Source organism: Parabacteroides sp. (assembly GCF_977054455.1).
Genome location: NZ_CDRTCT010000008.1, coordinates 55139 through 70674, shown reverse-complemented (window position 1 = coordinate 70674; position 15536 = coordinate 55139). Strand labels below are relative to the sequence as shown.

General features: G+C 48.0%; 12 protein-coding genes. 7 read left to right on the top strand and 5 right to left on the bottom strand.

Going from position 1 to position 15536, the window contains the following annotated elements; translation table 11 throughout:
* The first annotated feature begins 145 nt into the window (after positions 1 to 145).
* Complete coding sequence (locus ACW6QF_RS05460) at positions 146 to 1072, top strand: magnesium transporter CorA family protein (RefSeq protein WP_298553732.1); 927 nt, start codon at positions 146 to 148, stop codon at positions 1070 to 1072.
* A gap of 7 nt (positions 1073 to 1079) precedes the next feature.
* Here the strand turns inward: ACW6QF_RS05460 and ACW6QF_RS05455 are convergent, their stop codons facing one another.
* From ACW6QF_RS05455 to ACW6QF_RS05440, 4 genes are all read right to left on the bottom strand, one after another.
* A complete protein-coding gene (locus tag ACW6QF_RS05455; RefSeq protein WP_456087081.1) occupies positions 1080 to 2291 on the bottom strand; it encodes a hypothetical protein in 1212 nt (403 codons plus the stop codon).
* A 342-nt stretch (positions 2292 to 2633) separates the two neighbouring features.
* Positions 2634 to 3689, bottom strand: coding sequence for a winged helix DNA-binding domain-containing protein (locus ACW6QF_RS05450; protein WP_456087080.1), 1056 nt, complete (start codon positions 3687 to 3689; stop codon positions 2634 to 2636).
* A 10-nt stretch (positions 3690 to 3699) separates the two neighbouring features.
* Positions 3700 to 4992, bottom strand: coding sequence for an L-cysteine desulfidase family protein (locus tag ACW6QF_RS05445; protein ID WP_456087079.1), 1293 nt, complete (start codon positions 4990 to 4992; stop codon positions 3700 to 3702).
* Between the two features lie 93 nt (positions 4993 to 5085).
* Entirely contained in the window at positions 5086 to 5751 is a 666-nt protein-coding gene (locus ACW6QF_RS05440; protein ID WP_456087078.1) for a glycine zipper family protein, read from the bottom strand.
* A gap of 135 nt (positions 5752 to 5886) precedes the next feature.
* Between ACW6QF_RS05440 and ACW6QF_RS05435 the strand changes: the two genes are divergently transcribed.
* From ACW6QF_RS05435 to cysK, 6 genes are all read left to right on the top strand, one after another.
* The gene (locus ACW6QF_RS05435) at positions 5887 to 7806 is read left to right on the top strand and encodes an AAA domain-containing protein (RefSeq protein ID WP_456087077.1); all 1920 of its coding nucleotides are present in this window, start codon (positions 5887 to 5889) and stop codon (positions 7804 to 7806) included.
* 614 nt (positions 7807 to 8420) lie between these two features.
* Positions 8421 to 9500 (top strand): DUF4221 family protein, encoded by a 1080-nt coding sequence (locus ACW6QF_RS05430; RefSeq protein ID WP_456087076.1) that lies wholly within the window; start codon positions 8421 to 8423, stop codon positions 9498 to 9500.
* Between the two features lie 8 nt (positions 9501 to 9508).
* Positions 9509 to 10681: a DUF4221 family protein gene (locus ACW6QF_RS05425; protein WP_456087075.1), complete on the top strand. Its 1173-nt coding sequence runs from the start codon at positions 9509 to 9511 to the stop codon at positions 10679 to 10681.
* 124 nt (positions 10682 to 10805) lie between these two features.
* Entirely contained in the window at positions 10806 to 12038 is a 1233-nt protein-coding gene (locus ACW6QF_RS05420) for a Cof-type HAD-IIB family hydrolase (RefSeq protein ID WP_456087074.1), read from the top strand.
* A complete protein-coding gene (locus ACW6QF_RS05415) occupies positions 12035 to 13162 on the top strand; it encodes an isochorismate synthase (RefSeq protein ID WP_456087073.1) in 1128 nt (375 codons plus the stop codon). The genes ACW6QF_RS05420 and ACW6QF_RS05415 overlap by 4 nt, the downstream gene beginning before the upstream one ends.
* Positions 13163 to 13195: 33 nt before the next feature.
* The gene (gene cysK, locus ACW6QF_RS05410) at positions 13196 to 14143 is read left to right on the top strand and encodes a cysteine synthase A (protein ID WP_456087072.1); all 948 of its coding nucleotides are present in this window, start codon (positions 13196 to 13198) and stop codon (positions 14141 to 14143) included.
* Positions 14144 to 14582: 439 nt separating this feature from the next.
* On the opposite strand, the gene ACW6QF_RS05405 is transcribed toward cysK, so the two are convergent.
* The gene (locus tag ACW6QF_RS05405; protein WP_298553698.1) at positions 14583 to 15491 is read right to left on the bottom strand and encodes a ThuA domain-containing protein; all 909 of its coding nucleotides are present in this window, start codon (positions 15489 to 15491) and stop codon (positions 14583 to 14585) included.
* Positions 15492 to 15536 lie beyond the last annotated feature (45 nt).

The following is a 15536-nucleotide window of genomic DNA, read 5'->3' as shown; positions in this document are numbered from 1 at the left end:
TTCTATCTTTGCAGCCGTAAAAAGTAATGATAAATTATGGACGACAGTATTCCGCGAGAAACAGAAACAGTAAGTAACACGTAACGCGCAGGGGTAAAAACAGCAAGGCCTCTGTACGTTGACAAAAAAACGAAAGGAGGCAATAATGAGAACTTTTCTTTATTGTGAAGCCGGCTTTGTGGAAAAAGACCAGTGGCTTCCAAACAGCTGGATCAATGTAGAATGTCCCACACCGGAGGATATCCATTACCTGACAAACCAATTCAATGTTCCCGAATCTTTTTTAAGCGATATTGCCGATACGGACGAACGCCCGCGTATCGAATATGAAGGGAATTGGTTATTGACCATCATTCGAATCCCGGTGCAGAGCCAGGAACAGGGTATTCCTTTCACGACTATCCCTTTAGGGATTATGACAAACAATGAAATCATCATATCCGTTTGCTATTATAAGACGGAACTGATACCGGACTTTATCCGCTACACCCGCCGTAAAGAGATTGTCGTACGTCATAAATACGACCTGATCCTGCGGCTGATCCATTCGTCCGCCGTATGGTTCCTGAAATATCTGAAACAAATCAACAACGAGGTGGCGCATGCCGAAAAAGCTTTGGAAAAAAGCATTCGGAACGAAGACCTGCTTCGCCTGATGAAGTTGGAGAAGAGCATGGTTTACTTCAATACTTCCATCCGTGGCAATGAAGTGATGCTCACCAAGCTTCAAAGCATCTTCCAAGAACCGGTTTATATGGACAACGAGCTGGTGGAAGACGTGGAAACCGAGTTGAAGCAGGCGCACCTCACAGTCAATATCTATAGCGACATCCTGACCGGCACGATGGACGCGTTCGCCTCCATCATCTCCAACAACGTGAATACCATCATGAAACGCATGACCTCCATCTCCATCATCCTGATGGTCCCCACCCTCATCGCCAGCTTCTACGGTATGAACGTCCCGATCTATGGTGAGAACATGCCATACGGTTTTGCCGTCATCGTCATTGTCTCTATCACATTGTCGGCCTTATCGTTCTTTATTTTCAAGAAGATAAAATGGTTCTAAAAACAAACTATTCTTGATTACCAGTATGGTTAGGGCCATACTGGTAATCAAACTCAACATTGACGCCACTATATTTTTTTATACTGATATGATGAGTAACCCATATATCTTGAAAGAATAATATGAATCTAAACGTTATATCTTCCACACGTGCAAAACATTTAACTTCCATTTTGGTATCTCCGCTCACTTTGGCAACGCCTAATGAGAGATCCGTTTCATCTATTCCGAATAAAGAACCATTAATGGAAGCCAAGACCCTGTACAAAGTAGCAGTCGTATATTTGCAGTCGTCATCAACCAACCCAGGGTAATTTGAATAATAATCATCCATATTCGTTGTAATCTCCCAACCCATTTTTTGTTTGACCATGACTTCAACCTCTTTAGATGATAAATTGCCTAAATTATCAATCGTGACTTCACCCAAGCTCTCTAAAGACGTATCGGTGGAAACTATTTCAAATACAGGGCCTATGGAATGTTTCACATAAGAGGATTGTATGGTTGTCTTAAGAACATTCTGTCCCCAATCAAAAGTGGAAACATCTCCTAACAGGGTCCACTGCCCGTCTATTTCGGCATACTGAACAATATTTCCGACGCGAATGAGAGGATGCGCCTGATTTTTTATTTCAACAGGCAAAGTACCCTCCATCCCCGATATTTCCAATTCAAAGGTGGAAAAGCTTGCACGTTTAGCATTTTCCATTGCCCCATTTATAAACTCTGTTGCAGAAACTTCAATCGGTTTATTAGTTATACCCGCCGGAAATATTATAGAAGTAAGTTTATCGGCTCCCGGATAAATAATAACCGTATCTTTTGATGGGTCTATTGTAACCGTCGCGTTTTTCTTAGTCATTTGTAAAGGCAAGGAGACAGTACTCCCGGTATGCATATTTCCGGGAATCGTGACAGATGATGTCAGCGGTATATATCCGTCTTTCGTAAACGATACGACATAATCTCCTTTCTTTTTCACAGGCAATTGATACATGCCATCTTGCGATGTTTTGACCGTGACGCCGGAAGCGCTCACAGCAACATCTTCCACAGGCATATTTCCCTGATTCAATTTGCCTACGATATAATAAACTTCCTCTTCCAAAGGATTTTTGACAATCTCCAATGTATTTTCTTTACTACAAGATACCCAACCTATGTTTATGAGGAACATGGAAAGAATAATGAATATCGGGATTTTCTCTGATTTCATAATAATAGATTTATACATCCTGTAAAATTAGCAAAGATTATTTATTAATTCCTTGTTTACCAATAAAAAATCCGCTTTACCTTCACAGGCGAAGCGGATTTAAAATCGATAAGTTTTTTCTAATCAAATATCTAATCAGAAAACAATATCTTGGGAAGGATAATATCTAATTTTGATAAATAAGTTGCAAAGGACGTGCCAGAAATGAAAAACAGGATGTATTTATAAATAAGATACTGATATACACGGTTATAAAAACGACACATAGTATAAAAGGAATCGGGAAAGTGTGGAACAAATTGGGGAAAGTGTGTAAAAATTCCACAACCGGTTGTGGAATTCCTACTTTTTGATGTGGAAAGAGCAATAATAATCGACAGCCTTTTTCAGCAAATCTTCCGGGAGATCGAAGGATTCATCGAACAAAGAAGTTTCGACAGCAAGTACTTTCTTCTTCGGATCTTTTTTCCAGTTGCCGACGATACGGCCATTATACAGGATAACAGGGTAAAAGATGCCGTACGTATTGAATGCCTTAGGATGATGTTCGCGTAGCATAACGGTCGTCCGGTCTTTATAACTGATCAGATATTCATCATACGAAGGCAACAGATGCAGCACTTTCCGGCAACGGGCCTTCAAGTCACAGGTTGTATGCAGATAAAAGATTTCCGAATCAAACTTTTCGGCAAGCAGATCGCCTTCAATCAAAGCAACCGCTTGCCGCGCCTCAGTCGTCGTCAAACCGGACCACCAGACAAAATCGGGCAATGTCGCCGGAGAATGGCTTTGGAAATACAAGGTAGCCAACCGGGCAAGCGCCTCTTCCCGAAGGAGTTCTTTCACAGGCGGCACACGTTCTTCCAACAAAGCATAGGTCGGCTTCCTGTTCTTATCCACCCCGCTGCATATAAGGCCATCCGTTTCGGCACGGACCAGGAAATAATGTATCAAGTGATTGTCTGCCTCGACCCCTGCCCGGCCGAACTCATCCATCAACTCCTGTTTTGTCAGGCTCTTGTTCCCGCCCAACAATTGTTCCAGCAGTCTGCAACCTTTCGCATAGAAACTTCCGGTTATCTCCATCTTCCGGCTTTTGGCATAAGAATCGAAAGCCGTCCGTATACGGCCTCCCGACAATTGCAACATCCAGCGGATATCCTCTGCTGCAATGAAATGCCAGGTCGGCCGTAATATATGGGTACGCAGGATTTCCCCCTTTGCAAGCGCATCGTCCACCGCCTGCAACGATGACGATTTCAAGCGGGTTCCGACCGCCCATTTCGCCATTGCATATTCCTGTGCCTGGATAGCTCCCATCCAGGCAACCACTTCCTTCGGACTCTTGAACCGGGGTTTTGCCAATTGCTGGCTTAACAGGCGGATATCGGTCAGCATATTCTTATTGTCAGCAGGATTTTCCGGTCATGATATCCAACACCAGCTTATCGGTGGCTTCCATACCTTTGGAACCGATGGAAGTCAGGTTGATGATCGACTTGTCGACATCCTCATCGATAATGCCTTCGACCGGAGTCACCACCTTGTTTTCCATTGCCATCAGCGCGGACAACATCGCGGTCGAAACGCCGCTGGAAACTTTCATGGCGCAACTGGGTTTAGCCCCGTCGCAGATCATGCCGGTGATGTTGCCGATCATATTCTTGATCGCATAGGAAATCTGCACCTTATCGCCCCCCATCAGATAGGTGATGCCGCAACTGGCTCCCGTAGCGGCCACCACGCAACCGCAAAGAGCGGACAGGCGTCCTAAGCTTTGTTTGATATAGATGACCATCAGATGGCTTAGCATCAGGGCGCGGATCAACTGTTCTTCCGTACATTCGATGTCTTCGGCAAAAGAAAGGACGGGAAGCGTCGCGGCAATCCCCTGGTTGCCGCTGCCGGAGTTACTCATCACCGGTATCATGGCGCCATCCATGCGGGCATCGCAGGCGGCAGCCGTCATAGCCAACATGTGGGTATAGGCAGAATCGCCCATATATTTACGTCCGTATGCGCCGGAAACGGTCTTGCTGACCGTATGCCCGAAGTTCCCCTTCAGGGAAGCCTCGGCCGCTTTCCGGTTCAGATCGGCAGTCTCCAGGATAAAGCGGATCTCGTCAAGCGGCATTTCCATCGCAAACTCATACACGGTAGAGAAAGAGAGCCTCAGTTCGCCTTCATCGTCCGAAGCATCGCAGGCAACGCCTTCTTTCCTCCGGTCTGTCAGGACAGCGCCATTCTTCTCCACATACACGATATTCGTATGTTCATGGCAGATCACCACTCGCGAAGTTTCATTTCCGGTGGAACAAACCACTTCGATATAGAGCTTGTCGACATTTTCCTTTAAAGCGATATGAATCCGTTTATCTTCGATCACCTGCTTTCCTTCGGCGAGCGCTTCCGGTGTCAGGTCGCGCAAGACTTCAAGGCCGTATGCGGACTTGCCGATCAGCGTACCCAAAGCGATCGCTATCGGCAACCCGACCATTCCGGTTCCGGGTATTCCGACGCCCATCGCATTCTTCAGGATATTGGCACTCAGGAATACTTCCGTCTTCTCCGGCTTGCAGCCTAAAACCTCGGCAGCCTTAGCGGCAGCCAATGCGACCGCAACCGGTTCCGTACAGCCGATAGCGGGAATCACTTCCTGATGTATAAGTTTGATGATTTGTGTTTGAGTTGTTTTATCCATGATATAGATCTTTTTTTCTTCGACTTTATCCGGCAAAGGTAGCTTATTAATTGAAAATTGAGAGTTGAAAATTGAAAATTATACCACAATCCGCTATTTATCATCGTTGCCGACAGTTTCGACCGTGAACGTCTCCTCCTCCGTGCCATTGCCACGTCCCTCTTTCAGGCGGACGCTGAACACAGCTTCGCCCGTACGCAACTTCGGGGAGGCCTGCACCGTGACGTTATAGGTGATACGGTCGTCGCGGGTGATTTTAGCTATCTTGACCGGTTCGGAGAGTTTCAGATGCTTTCCTTTCTCAACTTTCACTATCGGTTCCACGTCCAAAGCATCCTGAAAGCTGTTGTTCACGATCACGAGGGAGATACGGCAGGTTTCGCCTGCATTGATCTTGTTATCGCGGGTGACGCTGTCCTCTTCCAGCAGGATGTCTTCGATCTGCAAATCAGGAAGCAAAACATGCGAGGACGGCGTATAATTTCCCGGATTCCTCTTCTCCACTCTTACCTCGTCGCCTGTATTTGCAGCAATCTGCGCACCGGCGATTCCTCCGACCGCCGTCCCGACAAACGCCCCTATGTCACCCCCGATATCATCGTCTATGGCATTTCCGACCGCTCCGCCGAAAAGCCACCCGACAAAGGCGCCGATCTGGGCTCCTACGCCTGCCCGGTCTTCCCGGCTCATATTCTTCATCGACCCGCATCCCGTCAGAATTAACAAAGACATAATCACGCATAGAATTTTATTTTTCATACTCAGCTATTTTAATCCTTCCAAATTAATAAACAAAGATAGTCATCCGTTTGACTTAATGACAACGGAAAGGAGAAAAACCCCTATCCGATTGCGTTTTTTTATGTAAGTTTGCGCCCGATTAAACAAAGAATGATGGCAACTCAATTCAAGACTCCGGCAGCAGAATTACAACACCAGTACGATCTTCTGCAAAAAGAATTCGAATATGAAAAGGAGATGTACCGCCAGCAAACCGAACGGGCCGGCATACACCGCCGCATCCAACAAGGGCTTTGCTGGTATCCTGTCGTACCGGGGAAGAGCTACTATAATTCCCTGAACCAGCTCGTCGTCGAAGTCGAACGGCGGGAGGACAAGGAGATCGAACACAATTTCGAATATGGCCGTCCGGTCTGCTTCTTCACGACAAACGGAGGCGGAAAACCCGGATATTTGAATTTCCCGGCTGTCATCAGTTATGTGGAAGACGACCGGATGGTTGTCGTGCTTCCTTCACCCGCCGCACTGTTCGACCTGCAAAAGGCAGGCGAGATCGGCGTCCAGCTTTATTTCGACGAGACCAGCTACAAGACGATGTTCAACGCCCTGTCTGCCGTTATCCAGGCGAAAGGGAACCGGCTGGCTTACCTGCGGGACGTCTTGTTAGGCAAAATTCCCGTCGCCCGGCGCACGCTTTTCCCCGTGCGCTTTCCCTGGCTGAACCTGTCGCAGGAGGAGGCGGTCAACCACGTATTGGCGGCAAAAGATGTGGCTATCGTGCACGGTCCTCCCGGGACCGGCAAAACGACCACTTTGGTTGAAGCGATCTATGAGACTTTGCACCGGGAGAACCAGGTAATGGTCTGTGCCCAAAGTAATACGGCCGTAGACTGGATATCCGAAAAACTGGTCGATCGCGGCATCCACGTCCTGCGTATCGGCAACCCGACGCGGGTAAACGACAAGATGCTTTCCTTCACATACGAACGGCGTTTCGAGTCGCATCCCGACTATGCCGAATTATGGGGAATCCGCAAGGCGATCCGCGAAATACAATCCAACCTCCGCAAAAAGAGCCACAGTGAGAAAGAAACAATCCGCAACCGCCTCTCCCGCCTCCGTTTCAGGGCAACGGAACTGGAAGTGAAGATCGACACGGAACTGTTCGACGAGGCGCGTGTCGTAGCCTGCACGCTGGTCGGATCTGCCAACCGGGTGCTGACCAACCGTAACTTCACGACTCTCTTTATCGACGAGGCCGCCCAAGCGCTCGAAGCCGCCTGCTGGATTGCGATCGGCAAAGCGGACCGAGTCATTTTGGCGGGCGACCATCACCAACTCCCTCCTACTATCAAATGTATGGAAGCGGCACGCGGCGGCTTGGATCACACCTTGATGCAAAAAATAACCGACCGGAAACCCGAAACCGTCTCGCTTTTGAAAACACAGTACCGGATGAACGAGGACATCATGCGCTTCCCTTCCCGCTGGTTCTACCATGACGAGCTGCAATCCGCACCGGAAGTCAAACATCGCGGCATCCTGGAATTCGATACGCCTGTCGTCTGGCTCGACACGGCGGATTGCCATTTTGAGGAAGACCGGCTCACCGACAGCATGAGCCGTATCAACAAGGATGAAGCGGCATTGCTTGTCTCGACATTGCAGAAGTATATCGAAAAGATCGGCAAAGAGCGGGTCCTGGACGAAAGCATCGACTTCGGCCTGATCTCGCCTTACAAATCGCAGGTTCAGTATATCCGCGGACTGATCAAGCGCAACGCTTTCTTCAAACCCTTCCGCCGCCTGATAACCGTCCACACCGTAGACGGCTTCCAGGGACAGGAGCGCGACGTGATCATGATCAGCCTCGTACGCGCCAACGACAAAGGACAAATCGGTTTCCTCGGCGACCTGCGCCGCATGAACGTCGCCATCACCCGCGCCCGCATGAAACTGATGATCTTGGGAGACGCCCCGACACTGACACGGCATGCCTTCTACAAAGAGTTATATGAGTATATCCGACTGAACGGACAGGTGGTAGAAGTTCATCCCCTTCCACCACCATGACCCCTTATTGTCATATTCATAAAAAAGACATTAGTCCAAATCGAAACTACTACCGCATCTATTTCGAATTTATACCCCATTTAATTCAAATTACACGCAAGGGTAATATTTTTTAACAAACAACTATTTTTACAGACTATTGTAAATCAAACAACTATACAAAATCGCCATTTTCAAGGGGGATATTGTATTTTTTTGCAAAGTCAGCATCGCCTCTTCCGTCAAAAAACTGCGCAAAGCGCCTCTCGACAAAAGCCTTTTCGAGGAATACGGAGATTGGGAATATTATATTTAATATTCTTCAAGAAAAGATCTGTTTATTCAAAAAAAGTTATTAAATTTATGGCATTCATATGAAAAGGATAGCTGCCATATTGTTGTTGTTGCTATTTTCCTGTTCAGAAAAGAAGCAGAGCTTGCCGGAGTTATTGGAAACATGGCAAGGCAAGACTGTGAGTTTCCCTGATGAATGTGACAAACCCAAGCACTCCTTGTGCCAAGATAAGACAGTATGGTTGTGCTCCATGTGTAAGATTTATAGATTGGTTTTATTTATAATTTTATATGGCATATCCTTATCTTGTTCAGATCACACAAGAAATTCCTCTTCCGATATGGAACCTTTGGATATCGTCGAACTTCGTCCTGCGGATAAATGGCTGAAGTTTCCGGTGGATGAAGATACGGAGGTAGACTGGTATCCGACGGTAATAGAGGAAAATGGTAAAGAATATATTGTGATTAGTAATGCAGGAAGTCCACAGTTATTGATATATGATGTACAAATAGAACGTTGTATTAAGAAAATAACATGTCAGAGAGAAGGTCCTAATGGAGTAGGTAATGCATACCGTTATTTTATCAAGAATATGAATGAAATCTATTGGGATGCTGTAGGGGGTGCACCGTTACTGGTAAAGGTCAATGGAGAAGGATTGGTTCAAGGACGTTATTATTACAGTGTGGATAAACAAGGTAATTATTTACCGGCATCAGAAGCCGTTATGGTTATAGATTCTTTGATATATATAAGGTTGTCTCATTATAATCACAATCAAGAAGATAAACAGACACATGTGGCGGCTGTTTTAGATACGATGAAGTTGCTCGTTAAACAGTTACCTTTTTATCATTCGACAAGTCCGACAATGGAAGATAAAAATTCAGGGAAATTGAGAGAAGGTGACACTTACGTCTCTTGGGTTTACAATGGCAAAGAATTTATTTATACATTCGGGCAAAATGATTCTCTGTATGTAGTGTCTCCTAATCATGAAGAAATATGTACTTACAACGCAAAAAGCAAGTATTTGAAACCAGCTAAATATATTCCAAAGCCTCATTATGTACATAAGAGTTATTTGTATGAAAGTAACCAGCAGCAATTTTATCATTACATTTACTACGACAAATACCGTGAAGTCTATTACCGCATTGCCTATCCCGAATCGGAGGTCGATCCGAAAGAGAACCAACTGGATATTTGGAGCTTCGGCCGACGGACCTGTTCGATTGTGATCTTGGACAAGAACTTTCGCATCATCGGCGAGACGTTGTTGCCGGACTACCGCTATCAGAACCGTTCGATTGTCGTCCTGAAAGACGGCCTTTACATCTGCGACAGCCATTACAAACGAGACGATTACGACGAGAACGTTTGGAGCTTCCAACGGTTTGACTTGGTAAAGAAATAGAGATAAAGATGATAGGTAAATTGAATATACTGATAACATTGCTCTGTAGCATCTCCCTTTCATGCTCAGACCATCCTCAAAGTTCCTCTTCCGATATGGAACCTTTGGATATCGTCGAACTTCGTCCTGCGGATAAATGGCTGAAGTTTCCGGTGGATGAGGATACGGAGATCGGGTGGTATCCGAAAGTAATAGAAAAGGATGAGCGAGAATATATCGTGATTGGGAATGTCGGACAGCCTCAACTTTTATTTTTTGATACATCTATTGAAAAATGTACCAGAAAAGTAACTTGTCATAAAGAAGGCCCCAATGGCATAGGTGATGCGTATGATTATTATGTGAAAGATTGGAATGAAATATATTGGAATGCTCCCGGTGGAGGCCAGTTTCTAATGCGTGTAAATGGGAAAGGAGAAAGACAAGGCAATTATTCTTTCAGTCAGGATATCAATGGAGACTATTTGCCACCCTTTAAAGATGTCATATTTGTCGATTCTCTTTTTTATATACAGTTATACCATTTCAATCATAATCAAAAAGAAAATATGACACATGTTGTGGCAACATTGGACACTATCAATATAGCAGTCAAGCAATTGCCATTCTACCATCCTACGGAGCCTACGATGGATGATTTGTATCAAGGGCGATTATGTGTTGGCGATGAAGATGTGGATTGGTTATATGATGGGAAGAACTTTGTCTATGTATTCGGTCAAAACGATTCAGTCTATGTAGCATCTCCGAACCATAAAAACATAAAGGCTTATGGTGCCAAAAGCAAATATTTGAAGCCTGCTAAATATCATGCCAAGGCACCTTTTCCGGATCTGAATAGCTATTTCATTGGATGTAATAAGTTGCAATTCTATGATAGGATCTACTACGACAAATACCGTGAAGTCTATTACCGCATTGCCTATCCCGAATCGGAGGTCGACCCGAAAGAGAACCAACGGGATATTTGGAGCTTCGGCCGCCGGACCTGTTCGATTGTGATCTTGGACAAGAACTTTCGCATCATCGGCGAGACGTTGTTGCCGGACTACCGCTATCAGAACCGTTCGATTGCCGTCCTGAAAGACGGCCTTTACATCTGCGACAGCCATTACAAACGGGACGATTATGACGAGAACGTTTGGAGTTTCCAACGGTTTGACTTGGTAAAGAAAAAATAAGAGGAGATTTTTGCACTTTTGCAGGGCAGACAAAGTTATTTTTAGCACGGTTGTCCTCTCGGTTAAGCGGGCGGAAGCAAAAATTCCGTATATTTGTATCATTAACAAAAAATACAGAGAGGCCATGAAGTATAAATTATTAGTTCTCGACGTAGACGGGACGCTGCTCAACAACCAGAAAGAGATCAGTCCCCGTACCCACGCTGCCCTTCTGAAGGTACAGCAAATGGGGGTACATATTGTATTGGCATCAGGAAGACCGACTAACGGAGTCATGCCCATCGCTGAAAAGCTGGAACTGAATCATTACGGAGGTTACATTCTTTCTTACAACGGCGGTCAGATCATCAACGTGCAGACCGGCGAGCTATTATTCGAGAAACGTATCGATCCGGAATGGATTCCCTATTTTGAGAAGAAAGCGAAGAAAAACGACTTTGCCATCTTCACCTATCACAAAGATTTCATCCTGACGGACAAACCGGATAACAAGTATGTCATCCAGGAAGCCAACCTGAACAACATGCAGGTGATCGGCGTCGACAACTTTGCCGAAGCCGTCGATTTCTCACCCTGCAAATGCATGTTGGCGAGTGACGACGAGGAATCGTTGGTCGGCTTGGAAAATCATTGGAAGAAACGTCTCGACGGTGTGTTCGAGGCATTCCGGTCGGAACCTTATTTCCTGGAAGTCGTTCCCCAGTTCATCGACAAGGGAAACACATTAGGCGTGCTGATGACCAAACTGTCCGTATTGCCGGAAGAAGTGATCGCCATCGGCGACGGCGTCTGCGACGTGACCATGTTGCAACTTGCCGGTGTCGGAATAGCGATGGGAAACGCGGAAGATTCGGTGAAGGCCTGTGTGGATAAAACGACGCTCACCAACGAAGAGGACGGCGTGGCCATAGCCGTCGAACGGGCAATCCTGGCCGAGATACGTCCGACGGAAGTACCGCTCGACCAGTTGAATATGCGTGCCCGACACGCCTTGATGGGAAACCTCGGCATCCAGTACACCTACGCATCCGAAGATCGCGTGGAAGCCACCATGCCGGTAGACGAACGTACCCGCCAGCCGTTCGGCATCCTGCACGGCGGGGCGACGCTCGCACTGGCCGAAACGGTTGCCGGATTGGGATCGATGATCCTCGCCAAGCCGGACGAAATCGTGGTCGGCATGCAGGTCAGCGGCAACCACATGTCATCCGCCCACGAGGGCGATACCGTTCGCGCCGTCGGAACCATCATCCACAAAGGACGCTCTTCGCACGTTTGGAACGTCGACGTGTTCACATCCACAGACAAATTGGTATCGTCCATCCGTGTAGTCAACAGTATATTAAAAAAGAAATGACACCAGACGAATCAAAGGTTTGCAACGCTGTCGATACATTCATCAAACAGGACCGGAGTTTTGCACTCTGGCGGATACCGGGAGAATCGCCCCGTTTCGCCATGCAGGCCTCCGGTTCTGCACGTCTTCTCTATAACATCGAAGAGCTGGACGGACAGAGCGGTTTCGTCGTTGCCCCGTTCCATGTCAGCAAACGGCATCCGATCGTACTGATCCGGCCCGACATACAGGAACTTCCGCTCGACGAGGAGAAAGACGCTCCATGCCCACGGGACAAAAGTTTCATGCTCATGGATCAAACGTTTCACGCTCATGTAACAAACGTCTCATGCAAAGAGAACCCGAAGGAAGATTACAGCCGCCGTTTCAATTCCTTCATCGAACCGTTGCGCCGAAAACAATTCGAGAAGCTCGTGCTGTCACGCAGCCAAACGATTCCGGCAGGCAAAGCGGACTTCTCCCCTGCCGCCGCTTTCCTCAAGGCAACCGGACGGTACAAATATTCGTATGTTTATCTCTGCCATACTCCCGCGACAGGCACATGGCTGGGCTGCACGCCCGAAATCATCCTCTCCGGCGAGAAAGGAGAATGGCATACGGTCGCCCTTGCCGGTACCCAACCGCTCCAAAACGGGGAACTGCCGACAGAATGGGACGACAAAAACAGGGAAGAGCAGGAATATGTGGCCTTTTACATCCGCAAGCAACTGCAAGCATTAGGCATCAGACCGACAGAAACCCCGCCGGCCCCGGTACGCGCCGGCGAACTGTCGCATCTGAAAAGCGACTTCTGCTTCCCTCTGCCCGACAATAAGAAACTCGGCGACCTGCTGAAACGACTCCATCCCACGCCTGCCGTCTGCGGGCTGCCCAAAGAGGAGACGTATCGTTTTATCCGGGAGAACGAAGGCTACGACCGGAGCTACTATTCAGGCTTCATCGGCTGGCTGGCCCCCGAAGGGAAGAGCGACCTGTATGTCAACTTACGCTGCATGAACATCCTTGCCGACGCGTTTGTTCTATATGCAGGCGGAGGCATTCTCGCCTCTTCGGAAACAGAGAGCGAATGGCTGGAAACAGAAGCAAAAATGCAAACAATGAAGCAGCTGATTCATAATTTTTAATTCTTAATTTTTAATTCTTAATTTATAATTCACATGTCATCCATAGCAAAAAAACTGACCGACCTCGTCGGCAACACACCGCTGTTGGAGTTCTCAAACTTCAACGCAAGTAAAGGACTGAAAGCGAAAGTAATCGGAAAGCTGGAATACTTCAACCCGGCAGGCAGCGTAAAAGACCGCATCGCATTGGCCATGATCGAAGATGCGGAAGAAAAGGGCTTGCTGAAACCGGGAGCGACCATCATAGAGCCGACCAGCGGAAACACCGGCGTGGGGTTGGCTTTCGTCTCGGCCGCCAAAGGGTATAAATTGGTACTGACAATGCCCGAAACCATGAGCCTTGAACGTCGCAACCTGCTGAAAGCATTAGGAGCCAACCTGGTCCTCACTCCCGGAGCGGAAGGGATGAAAGGCGCTATCGCCAAAGCGGAAGCATTGCGCGACGAGACACCCGGCTCCATCATCCTGCAACAGTTTGAAAACCCGGCAAACCCTGCCCGCCATGCCAAAACAACCGCACAGGAAATCTGGCGCGACACGGACGGCAAAGTCGACATCTTCGTCGCAGGAGTCGGAACAGGCGGTACGGTCAGCGGCGTTGGCAAGGGACTGAAAGCACACAACCCGGATGTCAAGATCGTGGCTGTGGAGCCGGCCGACTCGGCAGTGCTCTCAGGCGGCAAGCCCGGACCGCACAAGATACAGGGGATCGGCGCAGGCTTCATCCCTAAAACCTACGACGGCTCGGTGGTGGACGAAATCATCCGGGTAGAAGGAGACGACGCCATCCGCACATCGCGCGAACTGGCGCAAAAGGAAGGCCTGCTGGTCGGCATCTCTTCCGGCGCAGCCGTATATGCCGCCCTGCAACTGGCCCGGCTCCCGGAGAACGAAGGGAAAACGATTGTGGCATTATTGCCGGATACGGGCGAGAGGTATTTGTCTACGGTGTTGTACGCGTTCGAGGAATATCCTTTATAAACCGTCCGGACTATCGGCATCCCCAAAGCCTCAAGAAGGTGTGTCAAAAGAAAATCCTGCTTACAATAGACATAATTTAGGCACGGATTTCACGGATTTACACGGATAAATTTATTTTCTTTCCGTGTAATCCGCGTAATCCGTGCCTTAAAGATCGTGATAAAGGAGTTTTGACACACCTCCATGTGGCATGAGGCTTGCCTCACTTGATGCGGGATCGCAAATGTAGCAGGCGGTATCGGCCATCCCCAAAGAGCCGTCAGGCTCTATTTCCGGCCTAAGCTGGTGAGCGTTAAGCGCAGAGACCAGTGAGCGTCCGGAGCGTCTGCTGTTTGAGCGAAGCGAGTTTCAGACGCGACAGCGAACGGAGGGAACGGAGTAGCGAAGCAGGTTCGGCCTTGATCTTTTGATTACTTTTGGATCAAGCCAAAAGTAACCATCACTTATAATCTTTCCGATAAGAACAAGTCGTCTCCGTCGGGAAGTCTTTGGGGACTTTCTGGGTCACTTTTCCGGTTGCCGCCCATTCGGCGCCGCGAAGCAAAAGCACCTGGAAGCCTGTACACTGCATCGCGATATTATCTTCCGGAGTAGCGCCGGCATGACCAAGCATCGTATGGAAGATGCGGGCATTCCCGTAATCGACAGTAAAGACCAGCGGTTCTTCACGGCCGGAACCATTGGTTTCCTTATCCGAATAGGCCGTGTACAAAATATCCCGGATATTGCCCGGACCCCGCATACGGTCGTAAAGTTCGTCTTTGGCATGGCGCCATTTCAAGGGCAGGCCTTTCATGATCGGATGCACTTTGTCACGCCCGTTCAACACATATTCGTGCTGGCGTCCATGCGAACCGCCGACCCCCGCCGAGCTGTCCTTGACCAGCTTGCCGTCCTGCCAATACACATACGGACCGGAATTCTCATTACGTCCTTCCCAGCCCCCCAAGGCACAGATCTTGTTGAACTCCGGCCACTTGGAGAAAGCATTGTCGGCCGCATGGTAGATGACAACGCCGCCGCCGTTCTGCACATATTCCAGGAAGCGGCGGTTCGTCTCCTCCGGCCACGAATCGCCGTTATAGTCCAGCACCACCAATTGGTAAGGGCTGAAGTCGAGCACAAAGCCGGACATATCCTTTCCCTGTCCGGGAGAGACGGCAAAGTCCACATCGAAACGGCCGGAATTTTCCAGGATTTGCTTCAGCACAACGTGGCTCACCTGCCAGTTATGGTTGTTTTGTCCTGTGATCAGTAATGTTTTAATCGGTTTACGCGCCGAAACCGTACAAGCGAACAAAAGGGAAAAGACAACGAAAAGCAGCTTTCCTAAATGTAAATGTCTCATGGTATTCTATGGTTTAAAGATTTGTATGAGGCAAATGTACTAAAT

What these genes read in the sequence shown, in the direction of transcription:
- ACW6QF_RS05415 (WP_456087073.1), top strand. Translation starts at nt 12,035, where the DNA reads ATGACACCAGACGAATCAAAGGTTTGCAACGCTGTCGATACATTCATC.
- ACW6QF_RS05420 (WP_456087074.1), top strand. Translation starts at nt 10,806, where the DNA reads ATGAAGTATAAATTATTAGTTCTCGACGTAGACGGGACGCTGCTCAAC.
- ACW6QF_RS05435 (WP_456087077.1), top strand. Translation starts at nt 5,887, where the DNA reads ATGGCAACTCAATTCAAGACTCCGGCAGCAGAATTACAACACCAGTAC.
- ACW6QF_RS05425 (WP_456087075.1), top strand. Translation starts at nt 9,509, where the DNA reads ATGATAGGTAAATTGAATATACTGATAACATTGCTCTGTAGCATCTCC.
- ACW6QF_RS05445 (WP_456087079.1), bottom strand. Translation starts at nt 4,992, where the DNA reads ATGGATAAAACAACTCAAACACAAATCATCAAACTTATACATCAGGAA.
- ACW6QF_RS05455 (WP_456087081.1), bottom strand. Translation starts at nt 2,291, where the DNA reads ATGAAATCAGAGAAAATCCCGATATTCATTATTCTTTCCATGTTCCTC.
- ACW6QF_RS05430 (WP_456087076.1), top strand. Translation starts at nt 8,421, where the DNA reads ATGGAACCTTTGGATATCGTCGAACTTCGTCCTGCGGATAAATGGCTG.
- ACW6QF_RS05440 (WP_456087078.1), bottom strand. Translation starts at nt 5,751, where the DNA reads ATGAAAAATAAAATTCTATGCGTGATTATGTCTTTGTTAATTCTGACG.
- ACW6QF_RS05450 (WP_456087080.1), bottom strand. Translation starts at nt 3,689, where the DNA reads ATGCTGACCGATATCCGCCTGTTAAGCCAGCAATTGGCAAAACCCCGG.
- cysK (WP_456087072.1), top strand. Translation starts at nt 13,196, where the DNA reads ATGTCATCCATAGCAAAAAAACTGACCGACCTCGTCGGCAACACACCG.
- ACW6QF_RS05405 (WP_298553698.1), bottom strand. Translation starts at nt 15,491, where the DNA reads ATGAGACATTTACATTTAGGAAAGCTGCTTTTCGTTGTCTTTTCCCTT.
- ACW6QF_RS05460 (WP_298553732.1), top strand. Translation starts at nt 146, where the DNA reads ATGAGAACTTTTCTTTATTGTGAAGCCGGCTTTGTGGAAAAAGACCAG.